Here is a 25293-nt window from a genome sequence, read left to right as displayed (position 1 = left end):
GGCTGGCTTTGGTGGACAGACGATCCGTTATGGGCGGCAAAAACACGCTTTTGGTGCAGCTACCGGACAGGAATTCCGCTATTGCCTCCAAACTACCGCCAAATCGGGATGAAATATGCCAAAAGCGTATCTCCTGTCCGCTCAGTTGCCTAATAATCCTTACATCAACCCCGTAACGGATCTCTTGTCCGATCACGTATTCCGCGCCACTACCGCGCACTACCGCGCACTACCGCGCACTACCGTACCACTACCCGAACAGTTTTTATGCGGAGTCAAATGACTACTACAGTACAGTATACTAGCAGTGGACACTTCCTCTAGGAGCAGTGGAAGAACAGCCTATTAAACAAACACCAGCTCGCACCTACCTTTAAGCCCTATGAAAATCTAGTCTGGCTTACGTTATCGTTACGATATAGGGGATATAACAACAAACTCTTCCTAATCCTGTGCATACGATTCCAAGTTTCGGTAATCATATCGATAAGTGTAGCAAGGGGGGGATAGAACGATGTGTAACTCTACAACGATGGACAGCGTCCATCTGGAGCATCATTTAAACGCTATATTTAAACATGCAGAAGATTTTACAATTGAAACGCTCCAAGGACCGCAGTGTAACATCCTCATCGCTTATTTTGACACACTTGCAGATAAAAAGAAGCTGCATCGTTATGTGATGGAAGCTCTAATGCCTGTCGTTGCGGAGCAGCAAAATATCGCGATCTCCTCTACGCTACATTTTAAGATCATACAGAAGGTGGACAATTTACAGGAGCTGCTGCTAACAGGCTCCTGCTTGATTCAAATAGAAGGAGAGCATCCCATTTATGCAGTAGATGTATCCATTGAGTCGCCTCGTACTGTGGAGGAGCCGGAAAATGAAAAAGTAATTCAGGGTTCGCATGAAGGCTTTGTGGAAGAGCTTAGACGTAACGTTTATTTAATTCGCAAAACGTTAAAAACGAAGGATTTAGTCGTAAAATATATGAAAATAGGGGATGACGTACAATCTGAACTGTGCTTCATTTATATGCCGCAACGAGCGGAACAACAAGTTATCGAGGAAATGGAGCAGCGTATTTTGAACGCAACAACTAGTGGTCTGCGCAGTATAGGCGACCTGGAGCAATTAATAGAAGATTCTCCACGTTCTCCTTTTCCGCAAATGTTAAATACAGAACGAGTAGATCGTGTCATTGCGCTGCTTAAACAAGGGAAAGTCATTATTTTTGTAGAAGGCTCGCCGGCCTGCTTAATAGCGCCTGTTCATTTTAATGACTTTATGCGTGCATCGGATGACTATAACAGTCGTTGGATGAGTAGTATGTTCATTAGTGGCTTGAGATGGCTTAGTATCATCGTAGCTATATTTCTGCCAGCTTTTTATATTGCTGTTGTTGCTTTTCATTTTGAGGTGTTGCCCGATGAGCTTGTCATGCCTATCAAAACCTCGATTAACGAAATTCCTTTCCCACCGCTCATTGAAGCTTTTATTATGGAGCTAACGATCGAGCTTATTCGTGAAGCAGGCCTCAGATTGCCTGCGAGAATTGGGGCAACCGTCAGCATCGTGGGTGGTCTTGTCATTGGGGATGCGATAGTCAAAGCAGGCTTAATCTCGACCACGATGATTATCGTGGTTGCAATTACGGCGATTGCCGCATTTTGTATTCCTACACATGAAATGAGTGAGACGGTGAGGCTGCTGCGATTTCCATTTATGCTGCTGGCGGCTTGTCTAGGCTTTGTAGGCATGTCCTTTGGCATCATTTTAATATGGGGGCATTTGTGTAAATTGGAGTCGTTTGGGTCTCCTTATTTTATGATCATTACATTTGAGGATGTAAAGAAACAAGTGCAGGCGTTCCTGTTCGGAAAAGCTGATCCTTCTCCACGCCAGACGAAATGGCAGCGTATACAGCAGCAAATAAGTGCAAAAGGATGGAACTTCCTTGGTCGTAAAAAAAGATAACATCCACAAAAATCAGATTGTGTACATGGTCATTCAGGCGCAGGTTGGTGTAGGCATTTTATCCCTGCCGTACAACATTGCTAAATATGCTAATCAGGACAGTTGGATCTCAACATTAGTTGCGGGTGTCATTATGCTGCTCGTTATTTTAATTATGTGGCTGCTTTGCAAATCATATCCGGGGATGATGATGTTTGATATTTTCAAACAATTAACTGGGAATAAATTAGGAAAATGTTTAATTATAGGCTATACAATCTATTTTATGCTGCAAAGTAGTTATGTTTTATCCAAATATGGGAAAATAATTGAGGGCTGGATACTGGAACGAACCCCACATTGGATTGTGCTTTCGTTGATGGTGCTGACTAGTGCATACATCGTAAAAGACTCCTTGCAAAGTATGATTCGCTTTTTTATGTTAGTTACTCCGCTGCTAATCGTGTTAATTGCACTCAGTTCTTATGCGCTGCGAAATGCAAATTTCTTATACATATTACCTGTTGCTCAAAATGGATGGATGCCGATTTTTAAAGGTTCCAGAGAAGCTATTTTTTCGATGTTGGGGTGTGACTTGGTTTTTTTCTTATACCCTTATGTTCGTGCAAGTCATACGCAAATATTAAAATCTGTTATAAGGGCCCATTTGATGGTGACGCTGCTATATACGTATCTTGTATTTATTAGCCTCGTCTATTTTATGAGTCCAAACGATATTAAACGAGTACCTGAGCCATTTATTTATATGATCAAGTCTTATTCTTTCCGAGTGATTGAACGGATGGATCTATTTTTTATTTCCATCTGGATCGTGTCGGTAGCGACCTCCTTTATGTATTTGTTATTGTTGTCTGCGAAAGGGTTGGCTCATTTATTTGCTGCTCCTAAACATGTAACGTTTTTACCTGTTATATGTCTGTTGACTTTAATTACTTCGTTGTGGCTTTTGGACTCAGACAAGCTGAACGTGGTAAATAACTATTTGACCGTGTGTCACTATTTATTCCAAGCTATTATCCCGGCGTTACTGCTGTTCATATCGATCGTGAGAAAGAAGACAGGTGATAAGCGTGAAGAACAATAAAATATGGCTGCTCATTTGCTGTAGTTTAATGTGCACGGGTTGTTGGGATCAGCATTTAATGAAAAATGCGACGCTTGTGCAGACGGTGACGTACGATCTGACTTCTAAAAAGCGGCTGCGTGTTGGTGCTGCTACGCCTGTCTTAAATAGTGCGGACTCCCTTCAAAATATGACGCTTGTAGCAGAGGCAAACACACCAGGCGAAGCTCGTATTTTACTAAATCGTAAAGCTTCCGGCTTGCTGGATAGCTCCAAAAATAAGCTGCTTTTGCTAGGTGAGGCCTATGCTGTTCATGACATACTTCCCTTTTTGGACATTCATTATCGCAATCCAAGAAATGCTTTAGATGCCAGATTAGCGGTAGTGAAGGGGGAAGCGCTGCCTTTGATCCAACTAAGAAGTAAAAGTGAAAGCAACGTAAGCAGATATTTGCTTAACCTGATTCAAAGTGCAGAAGAGAGTCTGCTTATTCCGAAAGAAGACATCCAAGCGATCGCTTCCGTAATTATGGACCCAGGAGAGGACGTTACATTGCCTTATATTGAATTGGAAAGTAGCAGTCAGCTTGCAAGTGTAAAAGGCATTGCGTTGTTTGACAAGCGCAAATATACCGGATTTTATTTAAATGATACACAGTCTCCACTGTTATTACTGTTAAAAGGAGGAAAGCCGAGGCAGAACAGTTTCTCTTTCAACTTTGGGTCCCCAAAAGAGGAGTTTCCACAACGTCAGATTGTATCGTTTCTCATCACCAAGAGCAATCGGAAACTTAAACTTACTGTGGATGAGCATAAACAAATTCATGTGGCGTTACATTTGAAGTTAGTCCTGCGTGTGATCGAGTATCCAAATGGCGATGTGGAGGCAGATAAAGACAAGTTGTTGCGCGAATATAAAGCATACTTCACCAAGCTAACAGGTGAAGTCATTCATCAATTGCAACGTGCGAACTGCGATGCCTTTGGTATCGGACGTATGCTTATGGCTTATCATCCAGACGTATGGAGGGGATTAGATAAAGAGCAATATTTCAGACAAGTGAAGTTTAGTCCAAATATCGTCATTGATAAAATTAAATCGGGTATTGAGCACTAGATTCAGGCGGTTTCATACATCCTAGTGGTTGTTGTCCCGTTATGAAATGACGGTGAAATGACGATTAAAAATAGCGCTTACAAAAATGTCTTTACAGATTAGCAAGAAACAAGTATTATAAAAATCGAACTTGTATACAAGTATACTTGTAGTCTTATTCTAGGAGTGAAGCAGCATGAAATTAGGGATGATTGGTCTAGGCAAGATGGGATATAACCTTGTACTTAATATGCTTGGGCATCAGCATGAAGTCGTTGTGTATGATGTAAATGAAGAGCCGCGTCAGCGATTGGCAGCAGAAGGTGCTGTATCTGCTGATTCAATAGAGCAGTTGGTTGCGAATTTGAGCGCCCCGCGTGTCGTGTGGATTATGGTTCCGGCAGGTGAGATCGTGGACGGCGTAATCGATACACTAATGCCGCTATTATCTCCAGGCGATATTGTGATGGACGGGGGTAATTCACATTACAAGCAATCACTTGCACGCGCTGAGAAACTGCGTGCGCATCATATTCATTTCTATGATGTCGGCACTTCAGGTGGAACTGAGGGAGCCTCGCAAGGCGGCTGCTTTATGATCGGCGGAGATCAGGAGCAATTTGGCCTGATTGAACCGTTGTTCCGTGACATTGCGGTCAATGAGGGATACTTGTATGCAGGCAAGAATGGCAGCGGACATTTTTTAAAAATGATCCACAATGGTATTGAGTATGGCATGATGCAAGCAATTGCGGAAGGATTCGAATTACTAGACAAGAGTGACTTCGAATACGACTATGAAGAAGTTGCTCGTGTCTGGTCCAATGGATCAGTCATTCGCAGCTGGCTGATGGATTTAACGCAAAGCGCATTCGCAAAAGATCCCAAGCTTGAAGGAATTAGCGGCATTATGCACAGCTCAGGTGAAGGGAAATGGACTGTAGAAACAGCGCTTGAACTGCAAGCAAGTGCGCCAGTAATTGCGATGTCGCTGTTTATGCGATACCGTTCCTTGGATGCTGATACTTTCCACGGCAAGATTGTTGCCGCACTAAGAAATGAGTTTGGTGGTCATGGTGTGGTGAAGAGTAAGTAAAGAAAGATGACAATAGACGTCTCCTATCGTGAAAATAAGTCCGCTCTCCAAAGAGCTTCATAGCCTGTTCATAAGTGGATGTGATAGAATGAACAGAGCTAGTTATAAGGGCGAATAAACACTTATTAGGAGAGTTGAGTCTCATGCATTATCCAGCCTCGTGGCTTCAGGGAGTTTCATTAGGGGATTCCATTGCTTGTGAATTACGTCTACAGATCATCAAGGGAATCATTCGACCCGGTGAAGTGATCTCAGAAAACGGAGTGGCTGCTGAATTTGGAACAAGCCGATCTCCGGTGAGAGAGGCATTAAAAATGCTATCCAATGAAGGCTTAATCCGATTGGAGCGGATGGGAGCAATCGTATTGGGGTTAAGCGCCGCAGATATGGAAGAACTGTACGATGTCCGTTTTCTTATTGAGAGCTTTGTTCAGCAGCGGCTTGCAAATGCCAACCAAGATGCATTAGTTACGAAGTGTAATCAGATGATCGATAAAATGGAGTTGGCCGTTAAATATAACGATGTGGTCGAATTTGCCTATCAGGATTTTTCATTTCATGAAGCGATCGTCGTGGCTGCTGATCATAAGCGGATTTTACATTTGTGGACAAGCATCCGGCATATCGTGATGACGGTGATGCTCATTACAACAGAAGAGATTTTTTCAGCCGAACAGGAGAAGCTAAGCACGGTAATTGATAAGCATCGCATCATGCTTCAGGGGCTTCAGTCGCACAATTCGGATACGATACAGCAGGTCGTAAGAGACTATTATGCAGACTCGCGGCAAACATTACACAAGAGCTTGCCACAATTTTAAGGAACAAGCCGTTCCTTTTACACAAACTTGTCGACAAGTATACATGAAATCAAAGGTATGCTAACCGCATTTAAAGTAGATGCTAACCTACAACAGGGGGGACTATTGGATGACTACTATTTTTGGCCTTAGCCACAATGCCACATTACTTATTTGGACATTGGTTGCCATTGTGTTTCTGATTGTATTTATTGCAAAATATAAATGGAATCCATTTGTTACCTTGCTATTGTCAGCTTTAATGCTCGGCTTGCTGTCTGGAATGAAGCCGCTTGAAGTCGTTAGTTCCATCACAGGTGGACTTGGCGGCACATTAGGAACGATCGCGATCGTGATCGCACTTGGCACGATGCTGGGCAAGATGATGGCTGAATCTGGAGGTGCGGAGCAGATCGCTTCCACTCTCGTTGACAGGTTTGGAGAGAAACGAGTTCATTGGGCGATGATGCTTGTTGGTTTTATCGTCGGCATACCGGTCTTTTTTGAGGTCGGACTCATTCTTTTAATTCCGATTGTATTTACCGTAGCTCGCAAGACTAAGATGCCGCTGTTACAGATCGGAATACCTATACTGGCCGGCTTATCAACGGTACATGGACTCGTGCCGCCACATCCTGCACCGATGATTGCGATTGATGCTTATCAGGCGGATCTAGGCAAGACGATTTTGTACTCTTTAATTATTGGCTTGCCTACAGCTATTATTGCAGGGCCCCTATTTGGCAAGTTTATCGGTAAGCGTATTCAATTAGAGCCGCCAGCAAAGTTGGCCGAACAGTTTGCTTTACAGGGCGAACGGAAATTGCCTGGCTTCGGCATTACGTTGTTTACGATAATGTTGCCAGTTCTGCTTATGCTCGTTGGATCTGTTGCTCACATCGTTGATCCAGAAGCAGCAAGTGGCATTACCGTATTTTGTGAATTTATCGGCCATGAAATTATGGCCTTGCTCATTGCCGTTGTCTTTTCCTTTTTCTCGCTTGGCTTTGCGAGAGGTTTTTCGAAAGAAGATTTGTCACGATTTACAAGTGAGTGTTTAGCGCCTACGGCAACTATCATATTAATTATTGGCGGAGGCGGCGCATTCAAACAAGTATTAATCAATAGCGGTGTTGGGGGCGCAATTGCTGAGATTGCGACACAAGCTAATGTGAATATTATTTTGTTTGCATGGTTCGTGGCGGCATTAATTCGTGTGGCTACCGGTTCAGCAACTGTTGCAATGACAACGGCGGCTGGTATCGTTGCTCCTGTACTGGCGATGAACCCAGGGGCTAACGTGGAGCTTGTCGTACTGGCGACAGGAGCAGGTTCCATCGTACTGTCACATGTAAATGACGCTGGATTTTGGATGGTGAAGGAATTTTTTAATATGTCCGTCCCGCAAACGTTAAAATCATGGACGGTTATGGAAACGCTATTGTCACTTGTGGGGTTGATGTTTATACTTCTACTCAGTGTTGTCTTGTAGATACAATTCGTACAACACAGAAACAAGCAGGATGGCGGGAAAGAAGGTTTACCACTTATGAGTATAATCAATTATATGATCGGTATAGATATCGGAACAACAAGTACGAAGGCAGTATTATTCGAAGAAAATGGTCGGGTCGTAGCCAAGAGCAGCAAAGGTTATCCTTTATATACACCAAATGCGACGATAGCGGAGCAGGACCCGGAGCTTATTTTCCAGGCGGTCATTTATACCGTAAAGCAGGTCATGGTGGAGAGTGCTGTCCGTCCGGAGCGTATCTTGTTTGTTTCGTTTAGTTCGGCCATGCATAGTGTCATTGCTATGGATGATAGCGGCAATGCGCTTACACCATGTATGACGTGGGCAGATAATCGCAGCAGTCATTATGCTGCGAAATTAAAACAGGAGCTAGACGGCCATGCCTTATATTTGCGGACTGGCACACCTATCCATCCGATGTCTCCACTTACGAAGTTAATGTATTTGAGCGCAGAGGAGCCTGAGCTTGTTCAGCAAGCGGCTAAGTTTATTTCAATAAAGGAGTATGTATTTGCCAAGCTGTTTCAGCAATATGTGGTCGATTACTCGATTGCATCCGCAACGGGGATGATGAACTTGAATCGACTGGATTGGGATGAAGAAGCACTGCAAATTGCAGGCATTAGACGCAGCCAACTGTCGGAGCTTGTACCCACAACTCATAGTGTGCAAGGACTTGATGCGACATATGCGGCAGCAATGGGATTAGCTGCTTCTACACCTTTTATTGTTGGGGCAAGCGACGGTGTACTTTCTAACCTTGGCGTGAATGCAATTGAGCCTGGGGTGGTCGCGGCTACAATTGGAACGAGCGGAGCAGTCCGTACCGTGATTGACCGGCCCGTTACAGACCCAAAAGGCCGCATCTTCTGTTATGCTTTAACGGACAAGCATTGGGTAATTGGCGGTCCTGTGAACAACGGGGGCATGCTGTTCCGTTGGGCACGTGACGAATTTGCAGCAGCAGAAGTAGAGACGGCCAAGCGGCTAGGGATCGACGCTTATGACTTGCTGACTAGCATTGCACAACAGGTACGCCCAGGCGCGGACGGCTTGCTGTTCCACCCGTACATGACAGGTGAACGTGCGCCATTATGGAATGCAGACGCACGTGGCTCATTCTTTGGTTTGACGATGCATCATCGCAAAGAGCATATGATCCGTGCCGTTCTTGAAGGTGTTATTTTTAACCTGTATACGGTGTTGTTGGCGATGGAAGAGCGGATCGGTCGCCCACGGAAGATTCATGCTACTGGGGGATTTGCTCGTTCAGCCTTATGGCGTCAGATGATGGCCGATATATTTGATCAGGAAGTAATCGTACCTGAAAGTTATGAAAGCTCCTGCTTGGGGGCAGTCGTACTTGGTTTATATGCGACCGGCCGCGCCGACTCTTTGAATATCGTATCTGATATGGTTGGTGCCACTCATCAGCATAAGCCGATTAAAGAACATGCGGAGTTGTATCATCAACTGCTGCCGATATTTATTTCCATTCCTCGCAAGTTGGAAGACGAATATGCGGCAATATCGAAATTTCAACAAAAGTTGTTTGAAGTCGAATAGAGCGGTGTAACTTTTAAACTTATAAGCAGGTTGCAGGCTGTACTAGCTGCCTCACATCAAAAAGGTCAGTGATAACAAATTTTGTTATCACTGACCTTTTTTGTTTATTTTTCACATTAGAAAGATTCGTATGTAAAAAGTCACCAAATTGCTCATACTAAATCACAACATTTTATTGTACACAAATCGGAGGGAACATGGTGAAACTTCATACTATTCAGCATATGTTCGCTCACCACAGTGAATTTAAATGTAGAAGTGTTCAGGTTGGCACCCAGATGTTACACGTATTATTTATTAGCTCGTTGGCGGATGAGAAACTGATCCAAGAAGCTGTACTTCATGAGATTCAATGTCCGCCTGTCACAAGGTGCCACGTGATTATTACTCCTGAAGTGTTGCTGAATGCGCTCCCGATTAAGGAGGCTTATATCTCAGACGAACTGGTTGATATAAGCAGCAAACTGTTGAATGGCTGGTGTTACGTCCAGTTTGAACAACTGGATCAGGGGCTACTGCTTAATACGGCTGCTCTGCCACATCGCACTTTAGCTAAAGCAGAGATTGAAACAGATATTTTTGGCTCACAGGTTGCATTTGTTGAACGTCTGGCTACTAATTTAGGCTTAATTTATCAATTGCTGCCTGATACTAAACTGCATTCAGAGGTGATCCAGATTGGCACAGCAACAAAAACAACTGTCTCGTTGCTTTATCTGGAGGGGGCCGCTGATGCGCACATTGTCGAACAGTTAAAAATGAGAGTAGCTGAACTGGAACCGCTAAATGGAGTGTTTGACTCTTTAAAGCTCGCACAGCTGATAGATGATAATTCCAGCACTTTATTTCCAACGATTTTACATACGGAACGTCCTGATCGTGTTTGTAAATTTCTTCTCGAAGGCAAAATATCACTCCTTGTAGATGGATGCCCGTTTGCCATTGTATGTCCTGTGACGTTGTACGAGTTTTTGCATGTAAACACGGATATGAACGCTCGCAGGAGTATCGGAATATTGCTGCGCTTATTACGGATTACAGCGATGTTTTTTTCGATTTTTGGTACCGCTTTTTATGTGGCCGCAATTACGTTTCACTATCAAATTTTACCGCCAGAGCTGTTGAAAACATTAATACGCTCTCACTCCAAAGTGCCGTTCCCACCGATATTCGAAGCACTTCTGCTTGAGATAGTCGTTGAGCTGTTACGTGAAGCGGGAGTGCGCTTGCCGACCAAAGTGGGTCAAACGATGGGTATTGTAGGCGGTATCGTGATCGGCCAAGCGGCTGTAGAAGCTGGCTTTGTGAGCAACGTCCTGCTTATGATTGTTGCGCTTGCCGCACTAGCATCGTTCACCATTCCTAATTTCTCCATGAGCAATACGCAGCAAATATTACGATTTCCTTTCATTATTTTGGCTGGATTTTGGGGTGGTATAGGTATTGTCATCGGCATAAGCTTTCTGACGATTCATTTGGCTCGTCAGACGAGCATTGGGAAGCCGTATCTCCAGCCCCAAAGTATATTGTCAACCCGTACTGAGGAACATGCAAAGGTGCACCCCTGGTGGAGTGTGATAACAAGAAGTGCCGCTTCCCAGATGGTAAAACGTAACAAGGATTTTAAGGAATAGGGAGCAGATGTGATGAGTGAGTGTACGGTACCAACTCGCAGGAAAATCCACCCTGCATTTACAATGTCCATAGTCATTACATCTCAAATAACGGTAGGGATGTTGGCTTTTCAAAAGTATGTGTATAAAGAAGCAGGGCATGATGCATGGTTCTCTGTGATTGCAGCAGGTATTTGCGCACATTTTTCGGTATTTATGATTGTAAAGACGTTGAGTCGATTTAACTTTAACAGTTTGTATGAAATCCACAATCAACTGTTTGGCAAATGGGGAGGCAGTATAATAAACGGGGTTCTCATCTGTTATTGGCTGGCGGTATCCACTTATGTATTACGAAATTACATTGAGGTGCTTCTCATCTGGATCTTTCCTGATGTTCCGATTTGGGTGTTTGGTTTGATGTTTTTTGTACTAATTGCATATGGTTTAGCAGGGGGATTGACGGTTATATCCGTGATCTCCTTTATACATTTGCTTTTGGTCAGTTGGCTCATTCTGTTGCTTTATTTTCCTTTGAAAACAGCTGATTTTCATCAATTAACTCCTGTTATAGAGGCAAATATCAGTCAGCTTTTTAAAGGAATGTTAGCAATGGGGGCCACGATTGGTGGTTATGACGTTTTATTTTATACAAGTTCACATATGAAAGAGCCGCACCGTATTCATCGTTATGCACATATGGCACTATTTATCGTAAATGTGTTGTATTTGATGATTATGCTAGTATCGATTGGTTACTACAGCCCCAAACAAATTGTCAATAACTCATGGGATACATTAACGATGCTCAAAACAGTTGGATTCAGCTTTCTGGAGCGGTTTGAGTATATCGTCATTATGATGTGGTTCATTATTGTGTTGGCTAATTTAATGATTACAAGTTGGGTTATTATTCAAGGGATAACGAGGATGGTAAAAGTGAAACGAAAAAATGTATACATCGGTCTATGCTTGGTGCAGCTTATTATTATACAAATGTTACAAACAGGCGATCAATTAGCTGTGTTGTCTAACTTGATTAACGATGTAGCGATTTTTTTATCGTTTATGTATCCGTTCGTATTATTTGTTATGGCCACAATCATTCTTGGGATACGTTGTCGACGCCGGAAGGAACATATATAAATATGATAATCAGGATAATACGATCCAGAAGAAAACGCCTCGTTTTACTGATCATGGTGCTAGTATTATGTATCGGCTGTGCGAGACAAATGATCATTGATAAGTTAAGTATTGTAATTGCACTAGGATATGATCAAAGCCAGCAAGAACAGGAGCGGATACGGACCACTATTATTGCGTACCACGCAACCGATAATCAAGCTAAAAACACACTGCTCACCAGCGCATCCAACAATACAAGTAAAGGTGTGCGCACTAAACTTAATTTGAAGATGCCCACCCAAGATGTGATTGGGCAGGTCAGGGTGATTGCTTATGGTGAGCCCATTGCCAGAAAAGGTATCATTACATTAACGGATACGTTGCAGCGGGATTCGGATATTGGTACTAACGTATATTTAGCTATTGCCGGAGGTTCAGCTGAACAGATTATGTCTGCGACGAATAAACAGCAAATTAATATGGGGGAGTACTTGTACGAATTGATTCGTAAAAATGTCAATTACGGTATTATCCCATCCTCCAACTTGCACCATTTCTTGAGCACCTATTATCGAGGGGGAAAAGATCCCGTTCTTCCTTATCTTGAACTCCAGCAAAATGAGGTGGTTATTTCAGGTGTGGCGCTGATGAAGGATGATCGAATGGTCGGTCGATTGAATGAAGATGATTGCTTATTGCTAAAATCTGCAATGGGTAATTACAAATTTGATTCTTTTGAACTGGCACTTTCATTAAAAGAATCTAACCATCACTATTTGCCGCGTATTTCTCCCTTATTTATTACGTTGACGAATATTAAAATCAAATCAAATATAAAGCTGGCACAAGAAGAAGGACCTGTCTTTGACGTACGTATCCGTGTCAAGGGACAGTTAAAGGAGGTTAGCGAGCAGATTGATTTGGAAAAACGAGAAACGATCCATGCACTTGAGCATGCAGCAAGTCGACAGATTGCAGCACAATATGAAGTATTGTTTAAGCGCCTCCAGCAAATGCAGGTTGACCCTATCGGCTATGGGGCTGTTTATCGTACTTCCGTTCGCACGAAACAGTTTGCAACAGAACAGTGGAGAGACATGTATAAGCACGCGCGGATCCGAACCGATATTAAAGTAGTATTTACGAATGTAGGTATTACCAGTTAGGGGCATATTGTAATAACCCGAAGGATGGAAACCTTGTGATAAGGTGGCCATGAACGGGTTATTTTTAGAGTGTACGTAACTTCTTAATAGAAATAAGATCAAGGTGTATATGATCGACTTCAGCACGTAGCGATTCGTGAAAAAACGGATACGTGATATCTACGTTTCATACACTGTTAGGGGCAACTGCATATAGGATCGACGCGTTCAAATCGGAGAACGCCAGCGGCTGTATTGCGTCCACTTTCAGCACCAGTTAAGGTGTTAGCAGTTCCATCTGTATTACAGTTGACAAGTGAAACAACGTCTCCAGCTTGCAAATTAAAATAAGTTGGAATAATTATAGTGCCGCCGCCACCGTTTGAGACCGCACCACCACTGAATGTAGCTGGAAGTGCACCGTTAATAAAGACACAGAACGCACCCGAGTCTTCCGTTTGAGCTCTGGCATCAATCTGGTATATGCCTGGTACATTAACGGTTACTGAGCCATTGCCATTAAGGGTAAAAGATCCTGCTGGGCTATTTAATGATGAACTAGCAAGTGGAACTATTCCATTTTCAGGAATAACAGTAGTGACGCCACCTGGAGCCAAATAGGTGAATAAGCCTAATACAGACGTACATGTTGCACATGGACCCGTCAATCCAGTAGGACCGATATCACCAGTAGCCCCAGTAGGACCAGCAGGTCCAGCAGGTCCGGTAGGTCCTCCAGCAGGTCCCGTTGAGCCTGTAGCGCCAGTCGGTCCAGTAAGGGAAGGGGCTAACAATATGCTTTCGAGTTTCGATTGAAGCAGCATTTCCTTTTTTATCACTTCCTGTAAAGTACTCTTTACACTGGCATCAACAGCAAGCAGGTCGCTAATCGTAGCTGGGATCGTTAGACCCGGTAAAGTTCCAACTGCATATTGAATTTTCTCAGCTTCTGCGTTAATAACATGACCAAGACCTAATTCCTCTATCGCAATTGATGCTAGCAGCAGGTTAAGTGCGTCACCTCTTGAAATCGTAATACTAGGTGTTATATTTGGCAAATTTGCTTGAGACATTTTACTCACCGCTTTCCTGGACATTTTTTTATCATAGAAACTTAAACACGTTTAATAGGATATGGAATGTTATTTGAAGTCGTTGTGAAGCAGCCTTTATTTCTAGCAGATGTTCACTACGTAATGGTCATATCAGTAGAAACGACAAACTGAAGAAGCAGACTCAGGGCGTTTATTCGATAATTCTGTTAGAAGTTACATATTTAGTATATTCTAGCAAATTGAAAATGTGAGAGGCACAATTACTATAGTTTGAGGGACCTAGCTTTTGCATACGGTTTCATGCAATGGGATATGAAAGGTCGTCTTATTTGGTCCTTGACACCTTATTCACCTGCTATTACCATTTCCCTTATGACAAAGAAAAAAGTGTTTCTACTGATCTTTTTATTTTTAGCCTTTCTAACGGGTATCCGTTTGTGCTGGATAGTGCTTACTGCACCCGCCATACAATCAACGGCGCAACAAGGAATTATTGATCTGCGGCACTGGGAAGTCGAACAGCATCAGTCGGTTTCTTTAAATGGGGAATGGGAGTTCTACCCACATCGGTTTTTGTATACCAACAATCGAGCCGATGAAGCTCCGTTTAAGCCCTATAAAGGCGTGCCTATACAAGTACCAGGCAATTGGAGTGCACAAATATCCAACGAGATTGACTCGACATTTGGGTATGGTTCCTATCGCCTGCGTTTACTTATGCCAACTTCCAAGCAGCAGTTCTACAGCATTAGAGTGCCGAGTGTGTCATCATCGTCCGCAGTGTATGTGAACGGTCGTTTAGTGGGGCATGCGGGTCAACCGGCAACTCGTTCAAATGATTATATCGCTCGTAATGTTCCGTATACAGTCACCTTTACAACGGATCAACGCGAGCTTGAAATTGTGATTCAAGCGGCCAATTATGACGACCGTCTGACGGGTGGCCTGTTTGGGTCTGTTAAGCTTGGCAGTGAGCAAGCTATCCGTAAGGTGGAATGGTTATCAATCGGCAGCCAATTAGCGGTATGCTTAATTCTTCTTTTGCATGCTTTATATACCGTTCTTATGTTCGCAATCGGAATTCGACATAAAGCTTTGCTTTCCTTTGGTCTCTTGAACCTATTTGCAATCATGGTGGTATTAATTGATGATGATCGACTATTGTTACATGGGCTGTCACTATCATTTGAGTGGATGCACAAGTTGTATTATCTCTCATTTTTGGGTGTAGCGTTAAGCTTGCTCCATTATGTCCATCATTTGTTACCAGCATCTTTTTTGTATTTGCGGCGTAAATGGTTGCGTGGTTATATGATGGTGTGTGCTGCGTTTGTACTATGTATTATATTGCAGCCTTTCCCTATGAGCATCGTAGTAGATTATATCCATACGATTATAGTGCTTTTCCCGTATTTGTTTGTACCTGTAATGTCATTTCGAGCACTTTGCAGAGGGGATGCGGATGCCCTATTTTTACTGCTTGGCACAACGGCAGTTACCGCAAATGTAATTTGGGGTGTCGTTAAAAATACAGTCTGGATGGAAATGGGTTATTATCCCATTGATGTTATTGCGGGCTTTATCGCCTTCTCCTTATTTTGGTTTAAGCGATATTTACGAAGTGCGCAGCAATCATCCCGACTGGCGGAACAACTACAAGAAGCGGATAAGCGCAAAGATGACTTTTTGGTGAATACGTCACATGAACTCCGCAATCCGCTGCATGGCATATTAACAATCGCACAGACGGTCCTTGAGCAAAAACAGGAGCAGGATGTGGAAGCCAATCGCGACAAATTGAAGCTGCTATTATCTGTCGGTAGACGAATGTCGTTTATGTTAAACGATTTGCTTGATATTACACGATTGAAGGAAAGTCAAGTTAAATTACAGATGTCCACTATTAATATCCGTTCTGTTGCCGCCGGGGTAGTGGACATGATGCGGGTAATGGCAGAGGGGAAGCGGTTAACCTTTGTAATTCAAATTCCGGATACTTTTCCGTCTGTTACAGCAGATGAGAACCGTATCATTCAGGTACTGTTTAACCTGCTGCACAATGCGGTGAAATTTACCGATCAAGGCACGATAACCGTTCAGGCAGACATAAAAGGAAAGTTAGCATTAATCTCTATTGCGGATACTGGAGTTGGCATTGACCCGAGCTTATTACATACTATATTTTTGCCATATGACCAAGGAAATTCGGGTGAAGGAAACAGTGCAGGGGGATTGGGACTTGGATTAAGTATAAGCAAGCAACTGGTCGAACTACATAAAGGGGAACTCACTGTCCGCTCTGTGGTGGGGCAAGGCACAACATTTACTTTTACACTACCGCTTGCGAATCAAGGTGTAGAGTTTGGAGGAGCATCTACTGCATCAGTAACGAGTATACCTGTTTCTGGACCGGATACCTTCAAGGAACATCCAATTGCAATCTCATCAGCAGCATCGGCTGTAAAGATGCCGGACTATGCAGAAGCTGCTGCAACAGCTTCGACGGCTTCGTTGGCGCATCACAAGCCGAGAACGCTGCTTCAGTCCGATCGACCTCGTATATTAGCTATTGACGATGATCCCGTTAATTTAAACATCTTGGGCAGTGTGCTGTTGTCATCCCAATACGAGATGTGGGCTACAACCAGTGTTCAAGAAGTTTTAACTCAGTTGGAGACGCGTGAGTGGGATCTTGTCATTATCGATGTGATGATGCCTAGTATGTCCGGCTACGAGTTGACCGCCACGATAAGGAAGCGGTATTCCTTAACGGAGCTGCCCATTCTGCTGCTGACAGCGCGCAGTCGGGCAGAGGACATTGAGTCCGGCTTCCTCTCAGGTGCTAACGACTACGTAACGAAGCCGGTTGATGCTGCGGAACTAAGAAGCCGTGTATACTCACTGACTAGCATTCGGCAGTCCGTAAACGAACAGCTTCGCATGGAAGCGGCGTGGCTGCAATCACAAATCCAGCCGCACTTCTTGTTTAACACGCTTAATGCGATCGCTGCGTTAAGCGAATTTGACCTTGAGCGTATGCGGCTGATGCTGCAAGCCTTTAGCGACTATTTACGTGCCAGCTTTGACTTTCGTAACTCCGAGCAGCTAATATCGATCAAACATGAACTTGAGCTTGTCCGCTCCTATTTATGGATCGAGCAAGAACGTTATGATGACAGACTACACGTGGAGTGGGAAATAGAGGATGGACTGGAGTTTCAAGTTTTGCCGTTGTCCATTCAGCCGCTGGTGGAAAATGCAGTCAGACATGGCATTGCGAAGCGATCCGCAGGTGGAACAATCTGGATTAGAATAAAAAGTTACGGCCTAGAAGCTGAAATTTCGGTTGCAGACAATGGTGTAGGCATCGCCTCAGATAAGATGTCGTATTTATTTGATAAACATCCTAATCGCAAGGGCGGCATTGGTCTCATTAATACACATCATCGCTTGAAGCAGCTTAACGGCACAGGTTTAACGGTGAAAAGCAAGTTAGGTCAGGGAACTACGATAAGTTTCCGGATGAAGAAATAAACGTAACGGATTACTGTGTTTAGAAGAAGGATACATAATAGGAGCACACCTGAGAGGGAACGCATGAGCTGCGCTCTCTCTTTTTGATTTGTAAAGATGTAGTTTACATGGTTTTAAAATGTTTCCCTAAGTAAACATATTTGACTATGTACAAATTAGTTTCGATCTAGTAAACTGAGTGAGATTACACGCACGAATATGGAAGGAGAATACGACAATGGAGCTTTTTACGTTACCGAAGCTGTCATATGCATATGACGAGTTAGAGCCTTACCTAGATTCGAAAACGATGGAAATTCACCACAGTAAGCATCATGCCGCTTATGTTGCAAATTTAAATAAGTCGTTGGAACGTTACCCTCAATTCCAACATGCTACGGTTGAACAATTATTAAGTCACCTGGATGATATACCTGCGGATATCCGGGCTGCCATTAGAAATTATGGCGGCGGGCATTACGGCCACAGCCTGTATTGGACCATTATGAGCCCCATAGGAGGCGGTAATCCTTATGGTGATATTGCAAAAGCCATTGAAAAGCAATTTGGGAGCTACGCGCAACTAAAAGATGAATTAACATCAGCGGCATTAAGTCGATTTGGCTCCGGTTGGGGATGGCTCGTTGTACATAACGGGAAGCTGGAGGTGATGAGCACAGCGAATCAGGACACGCCACTTATGGAGCAGAAGACTCCGATTCTCGTTGTGGACGTGTGGGAGCATGCTTATTATTTGCAGTATCAAAACAAGCGTCCTGACTTTGTGTCCTCGTGGTGGAACGTAGTGAACTGGGAAGAAGTAAACCGACGTTATTACGAAGCGATGTGAGAAACGTTTAATGGTGTAAAAGGAGGGATGTTCATGCGCGAGCATGCTGCTGCTTCACGGTTTTCTGCAACTAGGCGAAAGATTATTCAGTTGTTAAAAAAGCTTGGTACAGCGAGCGTTCAACAATTGTCGGTACAGTTGGAATTAACGGGAATGGCTGTGCAGAGGCACTTGAACGCACTGCAACAAGAGAACTATGTGCAAATGAGCAAGCAGCGTGTGCATGCTGGTGCTGGGCGGCCTACTTATATATATCAGTTGACGTTAGCGGCTGAGCAGTTGTTCCCACGTCAATACGAAGTGCTAGCTGCTGAATTAATGGATGAACTAGAGCAACTGTTTGGACAAAGTCATATCGGTCAGTTATTTGAACAACGAAGAAACCGGATGATGCGTAAATATGAATTGTTAATGCTAGATCGTAGCTTTGAAGAGCGAATGCAAGCCTTAGCAGTTCTCCAAAATAAAGAAGGATATATGGTCACATTGGAACGGAATGGGGATGATTCCTACTCGTTTGAGGAAGCCAATTGCCCAATTTACCAAATTGCAGTTCGTTATCGGCAAGCATGTGCTTGCGAACTTGCGCTCTTTGCAGAGTTACTGGATGCAGATGTGAAGCGGTTACAATGTATTGCAGATGGAGACACTATATGTCAGTATTTAGTTGCCAAAAGGGGCACGTAGTGCTCGCGATTGAGGGAAAGACAACGTCAGAAGTGGTGAAGGGTATGAAAGGTGAAGCTGTATGCTTAGTTGACATTGTTCACATATAAGGCTACCATCGGTAGTAACCTTTCAAGTACAATGGGCAACACTCAACTTGTGGGAACGGATACGTTGATCTGTATGAATGTACCCTCTAGTTATGCTAGAGGGTATTTTATGTTATTCTTGATCGTTTTACAATGGAAAAGAAGTTTGAAGTCCATCAGTAACAGGAGGCGCTATGACGACAATAACACGGAATCATGTGCATATCGTTGAAGATGATGCGCATATTAGACGGTTTATTACGATTAACTTGGAGCGCAGCGGATTTACAGTTACGGAGTCTGTACTCGGAAAAGCAGCTCTGGAATGTTTAAAGGACATAAAGCCTGACGTAATTGTGCTCGATATTATGCTGCCTGATTTGGATGGCTTCCACATTTGCAAGGAATTAAGGGCGATGGATCCACACGTCGTCATCGTGTTTCTAACCGCGCGTGGACAAGATTTGGACAAGATCAAAGGGCTGGAGCTTGGGGCCGACGATTATATCGTTAAGCCATTTAATCCGCTTGAACTGGTAGCCAGAATTAATACGGTGCTCCGTCGGACACAGCAGGTTGCTATAAAGGCGAGAACTGTGCTGACCTCTGGTGCGATCAGACTGGACCTGGATGCTAATCAATTGTATAAGCATGACTGTACCATTGAATTAACACCCAAAGAATACCATATGATGCGTGTATTTCTGGAGCGTCCGAACTTGGCACTAACACGTGATGATCTACTCAATCTCGTGTGGGGGGAAGACTTTGTAGGCGATCCTAAGACAGTGGACGTACACGTTCGCAAGCTAAGGGAAAAAATAGAAGAGGACTGCTCCAAGCCCCAGCTCATTGAAACCGTCTGGGGAAGAGGCTATCGCTGGAGAAAAGATGAGTAGACACTTTGGCATCCAAAAACGACTCGTTGGCAGTTATTTTGTCGTTATCTTCCTTACTGTATTTATTTTGGAAATATTGCTCATAACGGCCGTTCGTTATTATTACGTGCACAACGTGGAACGCGTATTAACGAATCAAGCCGAAATATCTGCTTCGTTTTTTCATCATTATTTTGCTGAGGAAGAGCTCGCAGCACAAGCTGAACGACTGCTTCAAGGATTTGCTGAAAATAGCGCAGCTCAAGTCCAAATTATAGACTCGCATGGGACGCTCCTGCAAGATTCTACAGGAGAGTTCCACAAGCTGATGCGACTCCAATTTCCAGACTTGAAGCAGGCACTGAGCGGAGAAGCAGGGGTATGGCAGGGACGAGATCCACTTACAAATGAACGTCTGTTAGCTGTATCTTATCCGCTACAAGCCAAGCAGACTACAGTGGGTGTCGTTCGATTTGTAACGTCGCTGACCGCAACGATGGCAACCGTCCGTTACATAACCACAATGCTTATTAGTGTTGGGCTCATCGTCATTATGATCGTGGCTGGCTTAGGTGCTGTGCTCTCACGTATGATAACAAGTTCGATTCGAGATTTGAAGTTGGCAGCAGATCGGATGGCGGAAGGTGACTTTACGGTACGGGCCAAAAAACGATACGAGGATGAACTAGGCTCTTTGGCTGATACGTTAAATACGATGGCTGTCCAAATAACACGCAACGAGCAGCTTAAAAATGATTTTATTTCATCCGTTTCCCACGAAATACGTACCCCGCTAACGTCGATTAAAGGATGGGTCGTTACCTTAAAGCCAGAGCACGCACCGGAGCAGCAGCTTCTTACCGAAGGTTTAGACATCATTGAATCGGAAACCGATAGACTTGCTCAACTCGTAGATGAATTGTTGGACCTCTCAAAGTTGGATAATGGTCGTTTGGAGCTGAAGCGTGCACCCGTTCATTTGCCTGCGCTGCTGCGACATGTCGGTGCACAATTGGCGCCGAGGGCAGCGAGACAAGGGATTAAACTGGACGTGCAAGTGGATCATACACCGGAAATGATTGTCGCGGATGAAAATCGATTAAAGCAGGTGCTTATTAATTTACTGGATAATGCGCTCAAATTTACGGAAGCTGAAGGGCGGATTCAACTGTACACCCACTCATCTTTGGAACAAGTAGTTATTACGGTTGAGGATTCAGGTGTCGGGATAGAGCCGCAGCATATCGATCACGTTTTGACCAAATTCTACAAGGGGACGCATCAGGGCGCAGGTAGTGGTCTTGGCTTGTCGATATGTGCTGAGATCATCAAGCTGCACCAGGGGGAGCTACTGATTGATAGTACACCAGGACACGGCACTAAAGTTCACATTTGCCTGCCGCGAACCCCTAATGCGAAACTTTAACGATTTCATAACCTTTTAGAAGCGATGTCTGTATACAATAACGATAGAATGATGACAAGCGAGGTCAACAGCCAAATGACAAGAAGACGAATCATGGCAGGTATGATTTGTATGTGGATAGCATCGTTATGCTGGATAAGCGGCTGCACAATGCCGGCAGCTCCAGAAGACCTGATTAACGCACCGTCTGGTCATGTTATGTTCCCGCATGCTGACTTTCAAGAGTTGCTGCCGAAAGGCTCTAAAGTGCTGAACGCTGCTCACGGCACCGGAAGCAAAGGTATTTCATACGGTGACGTAGACGGAGACGGTATTGATGAAGCTGTTGTGGTGTATGAAGCGAGTACCCGCACCGCGAAAATGATGAAGGCTGCATTGTTTAAGCAGCAAGGAAATAAGTGGGCAATCGTTTGGGACACTGCCGGTTCTGGATATGGCTTGGATTACGCAGCGCTTCGCGATGCGGATCGAGACGGAAAGTCTGACATTATGCTTGGCTGGAGACTGGGCAAGGACGAAAAGGGACTTGATATTTACGTATGGAGGGACAATGACGTTAAACTATGGAAGCAAAAGGGTTACCGTGGTCCGACTGATTTGGACCGAGGATAGTCATCCGTTCTGTCACACAGATGATCACGACACGCTCTCTGAGAGGGGAGCTTTTTTAATGAGCTTGTGGGGACATCTCGGGTTAAAGGCTGCTGATCAGTATGGTTAATAAGCTTTGGAAGATGGACAAATGGATGCTAATTACGCTGCTCTGTCTGCATGTGATCGGCACAATCGCCATTTATGAAGCAACAGCCGACACGGCTTTGCACGGTTTACATGTAAACCATATTATACTCGTTGCGCTGTCTTGCATTCCGATGCTCTGTCTAGGATTGGTGGATTACCGAATCCTTATATCCAAGCTGTCTTATGTGTTGTACGCTGTTGGAATTGGCTTGCTTGTTGTGGTAATGCTCATTGGTGAAAATATTAACGGGGCGGTTCGTTGGCTTAATATCGGAGGTTTTCAGCTTCAGCCTTCTGAGATGATGAAATTGGCAACGGTTATGCTGGCAGCTTACTTATTAAAGAAGCGTGCGGGCGAAAGTCTTCGTCTCGTACAGGATTTATTACCGATCTGCATCGTATTTTTTATCCCGCTGCTTTTAATTTTGAAGCAGCCAGATTTAGGGACAGCACTTGTCTTTGTTGGCGTGCTGCTAAGTATGTTATGGATTGGAAATATCCGGGCTACGTACATGCTGCTCTGTGTGGGAGCGATAACAATTAGCATTGGCTCGATCTGTTGGTTATATTATACCGATCAAGAACTGCTGGCAAAAATGGTGCAGCCCCATCAATTTTCTCGGATTCAGACGTTTTTAGACCCTGCCAGTGATGCTGACAAGGCATGGCACGTAAATAACGCAATGAACGCAATTGGTGCTGGCGGAATGAGCGGTAATATGGGATTTTACTTGCGCCGCGGCTTTATTCCTTATGCCTATTCTGATTCGATATTTGTGGTGGTCGGGGAGCATTATGGTTTTCTTGGTTCGTCTGCGTTGCTACTATGTTATTTTATGTTAATTTACCGAATGGTACTTATTGTGAAGCAAAGCAAAGATTTTGCGGGCGCTTACCTGGTGCTAGGTATTTTGGGCATCCTCGTATTCCAAATTTTTGTGAACATCGGGATGCATATTGGGCTAATGCCGTTAACAGGGATTTCACTTCCCTTTATCAGTTACGGGGGAAGTGCATTACTTACAAATATGGTGGCTATGGGACTCGTTTTAAGTGTTCAGCTTCATAAGGACGAGCCCCTATTAGACATGCCGGTTAGAGGAAAGGCTAGTGTTCTCCATATTACGAAATGAAAGAAGGTTAGCAAGTGAAACTGAACGGAAGTTATGATAGATCGAACCGTTTTTGGATTGGATTAAGTGTGTTACTTATTATAGCTCTTGGCGCAGTGACAATTGGAATTCATAGTCAGCTTCTTCAAGAGTTCGATTTGCATACAGCAGCATTCGTACAAAGTTATGAGTCCCCGGAATTGACTACAATTATGGAAATGATTACGGCGATAGGTTCAGTTAAGCTGGCGGTGCTGCTAGGGTTAATTGCGGGTGGCCTGTTATACGTAATATTCCGACATCGGGCCGATGTAATATTTTTATTTGGCGTATTAGGCGGTGCTGCTGTATTTAACCAGCTTTTAAAGTATTTAATTCAAAGGGAGCGTCCTACCGTTCATTTTTTAGTGGTGGAAAAAGGTTACAGCTTTCCGAGCGGTCATACGATGGGGGCGGTTGCACTGTATGGTGCAATTACGTTTTTGTTATGGGAGCACATCTCTTCAAGAACAGGCCGTATCATGCTAGTTACATTTAATTGCTTGATCGTGGCCTTGATTGGTGTGAGTCGTGTGTATTTGGGTGCGCATTACCCTAGTGACATTATTGGGGCATTGCTGGCCAGTGGCTTATGGTTAACCCTAATGATTCCTTGTTTTCAATGGTATAAAAAACGTCAGTTTGGTCCAACTCATAAGATGTTGCAGATTTAGGTGTGGATGTTAAGTGTTGTAAAATGATTCCCCATTCTATATAAATTTTGATATAGTAGAGTCATCATTTACATATTATATCGATAGTTGGAGTGGAGGATCATCATGAACATAAAGCAGAGCCCGTATGCAATGGGAGTGCTTGCAACCGGATTATCGTATTTGCTGTGGGGTGTTTTGCCCATATACTGGAAATCAATTGGTGCTGTCCCTGCCGAAGAGGTGTTGGCGCACCGCATCATCTGGTCGTTAGTTTTTATGGTCGTTGTTTTGCTTGCAGCAGGTAAATTCAAGGGCGTAATGACAGAGATCAAAGCGGTGTTTACTAATAAAAGACAGGCTTCGAGCATGATTTTGGCTGCCATCCTTATTAGTGTAAACTGGCTCGTCTTTATTTTTGCTGTTAAAAGTGACCATGTCCTTGAAGCTAGTATGGGCTATTATATCAACCCCTTGCTGAACGTATTTCTAGCTACTCTTTTCTTAAAGGAACGTTTAAACAAGGTAGAATGGGCTTCTGTCGTCATTGCAGGAACCGGTGTGCTTTGTCTCACCGTATATTACGGGAAATTTCCGTGGGCAGCCTTGATATTAGCTACAACGTTTTCTTTTTATGGTCTAATAAAGAAAAAAGTAAAGGTTAGCGTATGGACGGGCTTGACGATTGAGACGCTAATTATTGCACCTTTTGCCCTTATTTACCTTCTCTTTTTTGATCGTAGCGGGGTATCTATGTGGGATCAGGATATGACAACTATTATACTTCTGATCGGTACAGGCATCGTAACGGCGATTCCATTGTTGTTGTTTGCAGCCGGAGCACAGCGCATATCATTTACATTAGTAGGTTTTCTTCAATACATGGCACCTACGATTATGCTGTTGTTAGGTTTATTCTTGTTCCATGAACCTTTTAGCCAAGCACAACTGTTTGCCTTTATTCTCATTTGGCTTGCACTGCTGCTCTTTTCTGTATCACGAACTAGGGAAATGCTGCGTCGAAAGGCAGAAAGCAGGCTTCAGGCTTCTTTATGATCACAGCTTTAATCTCACTTAAAAGAAGGATCATTCTATTAAAGGATGGTCCTTCTTTTCTTATGATTTGGTTGAATGTTCCATGAATAACTTATGTATAAGCTGGACGCTTTTCATGTATTGGAAATGGTTTTTATTTGATGATGTGCATAAAATAAATCTTTTAAAAAACGAAATATTACAGGTATAAAAGGTA

General features: G+C 43.7%; 20 protein-coding genes. 19 read left to right on the top strand and 1 reads right to left on the bottom strand.

What is annotated here, in order from left to right:
- Positions 1-514 precede the first annotated feature (514 nt).
- From H509_RS26080 to H509_RS0119870, 10 genes are all read left to right on the top strand, one after another.
- Positions 515-1978, top strand: coding sequence for a spore germination protein (locus tag H509_RS26080; protein ID WP_051287450.1), 1464 nt, complete (start codon positions 515-517; stop codon positions 1976-1978).
- Positions 1959-3062: a GerAB/ArcD/ProY family transporter gene (locus tag H509_RS0119910; protein WP_028546631.1), complete on the top strand. Its 1104-nt coding sequence runs from the start codon at positions 1959-1961 to the stop codon at positions 3060-3062. Before H509_RS26080 ends, H509_RS0119910 begins: the two co-directional genes overlap by 20 nt.
- The gene (locus H509_RS0119905; RefSeq protein WP_084159303.1) at positions 3049-4158 is read left to right on the top strand and encodes a Ger(x)C family spore germination protein; all 1110 of its coding nucleotides are present in this window, start codon (positions 3049-3051) and stop codon (positions 4156-4158) included. The genes H509_RS0119910 and H509_RS0119905 overlap by 14 nt, the downstream gene beginning before the upstream one ends.
- A gap of 175 nt (positions 4159-4333) precedes the next feature.
- Positions 4334-5233 carry a phosphogluconate dehydrogenase (NAD(+)-dependent, decarboxylating) gene (gene gnd / locus H509_RS0119900; protein WP_028546629.1) on the top strand — a complete coding sequence of 300 codons (900 nt, stop codon included), beginning with the start codon at positions 4334-4336 and terminating at the stop codon, positions 5231-5233.
- A gap of 143 nt (positions 5234-5376) precedes the next feature.
- Positions 5377-6054 carry a GntR family transcriptional regulator gene (locus H509_RS0119895; RefSeq protein WP_028546628.1) on the top strand — a complete coding sequence of 226 codons (678 nt, stop codon included), beginning with the start codon at positions 5377-5379 and terminating at the stop codon, positions 6052-6054.
- 109 nt (positions 6055-6163) lie between these two features.
- Positions 6164-7525 carry a GntT/GntP/DsdX family permease gene (locus tag H509_RS0119890; RefSeq protein WP_028546627.1) on the top strand — a complete coding sequence of 454 codons (1362 nt, stop codon included), beginning with the start codon at positions 6164-6166 and terminating at the stop codon, positions 7523-7525.
- A 57-nt stretch (positions 7526-7582) separates the two neighbouring features.
- Positions 7583-9133 (top strand): gluconokinase, encoded by a 1551-nt coding sequence (gene gntK / locus H509_RS0119885; RefSeq protein WP_028546626.1) that lies wholly within the window; start codon positions 7583-7585, stop codon positions 9131-9133.
- 197 nt (positions 9134-9330) lie between these two features.
- The gene (locus tag H509_RS26075) at positions 9331-10767 is read left to right on the top strand and encodes a spore germination protein (protein ID WP_051287448.1); all 1437 of its coding nucleotides are present in this window, start codon (positions 9331-9333) and stop codon (positions 10765-10767) included.
- Between the two features lie 12 nt (positions 10768-10779).
- Positions 10780-11892: a GerAB/ArcD/ProY family transporter gene (locus H509_RS0119875; protein WP_028546625.1), complete on the top strand. Its 1113-nt coding sequence runs from the start codon at positions 10780-10782 to the stop codon at positions 11890-11892.
- Between the two features lie 2 nt (positions 11893-11894).
- Positions 11895-13040, top strand: coding sequence for a Ger(x)C family spore germination protein (locus H509_RS0119870; protein WP_084159302.1), 1146 nt, complete (start codon positions 11895-11897; stop codon positions 13038-13040).
- A gap of 176 nt (positions 13041-13216) precedes the next feature.
- Here the strand turns inward: H509_RS0119870 and H509_RS28500 are convergent, their stop codons facing one another.
- Positions 13217-14092: a collagen-like triple helix repeat-containing protein gene (locus tag H509_RS28500; protein WP_051287446.1), complete on the bottom strand. Its 876-nt coding sequence runs from the start codon at positions 14090-14092 to the stop codon at positions 13217-13219.
- A gap of 354 nt (positions 14093-14446) precedes the next feature.
- Here H509_RS28500 and H509_RS0119860 point away from each other — a divergent pair, with 354 nt between their 5' ends.
- The 9 genes from H509_RS0119860 (at position 14447) to rarD (ending at position 25097) form a co-directional block, all read left to right on the top strand.
- Positions 14447-17608, top strand: a complete 3162-nt coding sequence (locus tag H509_RS0119860) for a hybrid sensor histidine kinase/response regulator (RefSeq protein ID WP_028546623.1) — start codon at positions 14447-14449, stop codon at positions 17606-17608.
- A 217-nt stretch (positions 17609-17825) separates the two neighbouring features.
- A complete protein-coding gene (locus H509_RS0119855; RefSeq protein ID WP_028546622.1) occupies positions 17826-18437 on the top strand; it encodes a superoxide dismutase in 612 nt (203 codons plus the stop codon).
- A gap of 33 nt (positions 18438-18470) precedes the next feature.
- Positions 18471-19124, top strand: a complete 654-nt coding sequence (locus tag H509_RS0119850; protein ID WP_028546621.1) for a helix-turn-helix transcriptional regulator — start codon at positions 18471-18473, stop codon at positions 19122-19124.
- Between the two features lie 262 nt (positions 19125-19386).
- Positions 19387-20091 carry a response regulator transcription factor gene (locus tag H509_RS0119845; protein ID WP_028546620.1) on the top strand — a complete coding sequence of 235 codons (705 nt, stop codon included), beginning with the start codon at positions 19387-19389 and terminating at the stop codon, positions 20089-20091.
- Entirely contained in the window at positions 20084-21496 is a 1413-nt protein-coding gene (locus H509_RS0119840) for a sensor histidine kinase (protein ID WP_036698213.1), read from the top strand. Before H509_RS0119845 ends, H509_RS0119840 begins: the two co-directional genes overlap by 8 nt.
- A 75-nt stretch (positions 21497-21571) precedes the next feature.
- Entirely contained in the window at positions 21572-22108 is a 537-nt protein-coding gene (locus H509_RS0119835; protein ID WP_036698210.1) for a hypothetical protein, read from the top strand.
- Between the two features lie 122 nt (positions 22109-22230).
- A complete protein-coding gene (locus H509_RS0119830) occupies positions 22231-23370 on the top strand; it encodes an FtsW/RodA/SpoVE family cell cycle protein (protein WP_245596199.1) in 1140 nt (379 codons plus the stop codon).
- Positions 23371-23384: 14 nt separating this feature from the next.
- Complete coding sequence (locus H509_RS0119825) at positions 23385-24062, top strand: phosphatase PAP2 family protein (protein WP_051287444.1); 678 nt, start codon at positions 23385-23387, stop codon at positions 24060-24062.
- A gap of 105 nt (positions 24063-24167) precedes the next feature.
- Entirely contained in the window at positions 24168-25097 is a 930-nt protein-coding gene (gene rarD / locus H509_RS0119820; protein ID WP_028546615.1) for an EamA family transporter RarD, read from the top strand.
- The last annotated feature ends 196 nt before the right edge of the window (positions 25098-25293 follow it).

It is taken from the genome of Paenibacillus taiwanensis DSM 18679, from assembly GCF_000425125.1.
GTDB classification, from domain to species: Bacteria; Bacillota; Bacilli; order Paenibacillales; family Paenibacillaceae; genus Paenibacillus_B; species Paenibacillus_B taiwanensis.
The sequence above is the reverse complement of the archived record's forward strand: the minus strand, read 5'-3'. Positions and strand labels throughout refer to the sequence as shown.

Excerpts from the sequence above, each read along its gene's own strand:
- H509_RS26080 (WP_051287450.1), top strand. The coding sequence starts at position 515 with ATGTGTAACTCTACAACGATGGACAGCGTCCATCTGGAGCATCATTTA.
- gnd (WP_028546629.1), top strand. The coding sequence starts at position 4,334 with ATGAAATTAGGGATGATTGGTCTAGGCAAGATGGGATATAACCTTGTA.
- H509_RS0119895 (WP_028546628.1), top strand. The coding sequence starts at position 5,377 with ATGCATTATCCAGCCTCGTGGCTTCAGGGAGTTTCATTAGGGGATTCC.
- H509_RS0119890 (WP_028546627.1), top strand. The coding sequence starts at position 6,164 with ATGACTACTATTTTTGGCCTTAGCCACAATGCCACATTACTTATTTGG.
- gntK (WP_028546626.1), top strand. The coding sequence starts at position 7,583 with ATGAGTATAATCAATTATATGATCGGTATAGATATCGGAACAACAAGT.
- H509_RS26075 (WP_051287448.1), top strand. The coding sequence starts at position 9,331 with ATGGTGAAACTTCATACTATTCAGCATATGTTCGCTCACCACAGTGAA.
- H509_RS0119875 (WP_028546625.1), top strand. The coding sequence starts at position 10,780 with ATGAGTGAGTGTACGGTACCAACTCGCAGGAAAATCCACCCTGCATTT.
- H509_RS0119870 (WP_084159302.1), top strand. The coding sequence starts at position 11,895 with ATGATAATCAGGATAATACGATCCAGAAGAAAACGCCTCGTTTTACTG.
- H509_RS28500 (WP_051287446.1), bottom strand. The coding sequence starts at position 14,092 with ATGTCTCAAGCAAATTTGCCAAATATAACACCTAGTATTACGATTTCA.
- H509_RS0119860 (WP_028546623.1), top strand. The coding sequence starts at position 14,447 with ATGACAAAGAAAAAAGTGTTTCTACTGATCTTTTTATTTTTAGCCTTT.
- H509_RS0119855 (WP_028546622.1), top strand. The coding sequence starts at position 17,826 with ATGGAGCTTTTTACGTTACCGAAGCTGTCATATGCATATGACGAGTTA.
- H509_RS0119850 (WP_028546621.1), top strand. The coding sequence starts at position 18,471 with ATGCGCGAGCATGCTGCTGCTTCACGGTTTTCTGCAACTAGGCGAAAG.
- H509_RS0119845 (WP_028546620.1), top strand. The coding sequence starts at position 19,387 with ATGACGACAATAACACGGAATCATGTGCATATCGTTGAAGATGATGCG.
- H509_RS0119840 (WP_036698213.1), top strand. The coding sequence starts at position 20,084 with ATGAGTAGACACTTTGGCATCCAAAAACGACTCGTTGGCAGTTATTTT.
- H509_RS0119835 (WP_036698210.1), top strand. The coding sequence starts at position 21,572 with ATGACAAGAAGACGAATCATGGCAGGTATGATTTGTATGTGGATAGCA.
- H509_RS0119830 (WP_245596199.1), top strand. The coding sequence starts at position 22,231 with ATGGACAAATGGATGCTAATTACGCTGCTCTGTCTGCATGTGATCGGC.
- rarD (WP_028546615.1), top strand. The coding sequence starts at position 24,168 with ATGAACATAAAGCAGAGCCCGTATGCAATGGGAGTGCTTGCAACCGGA.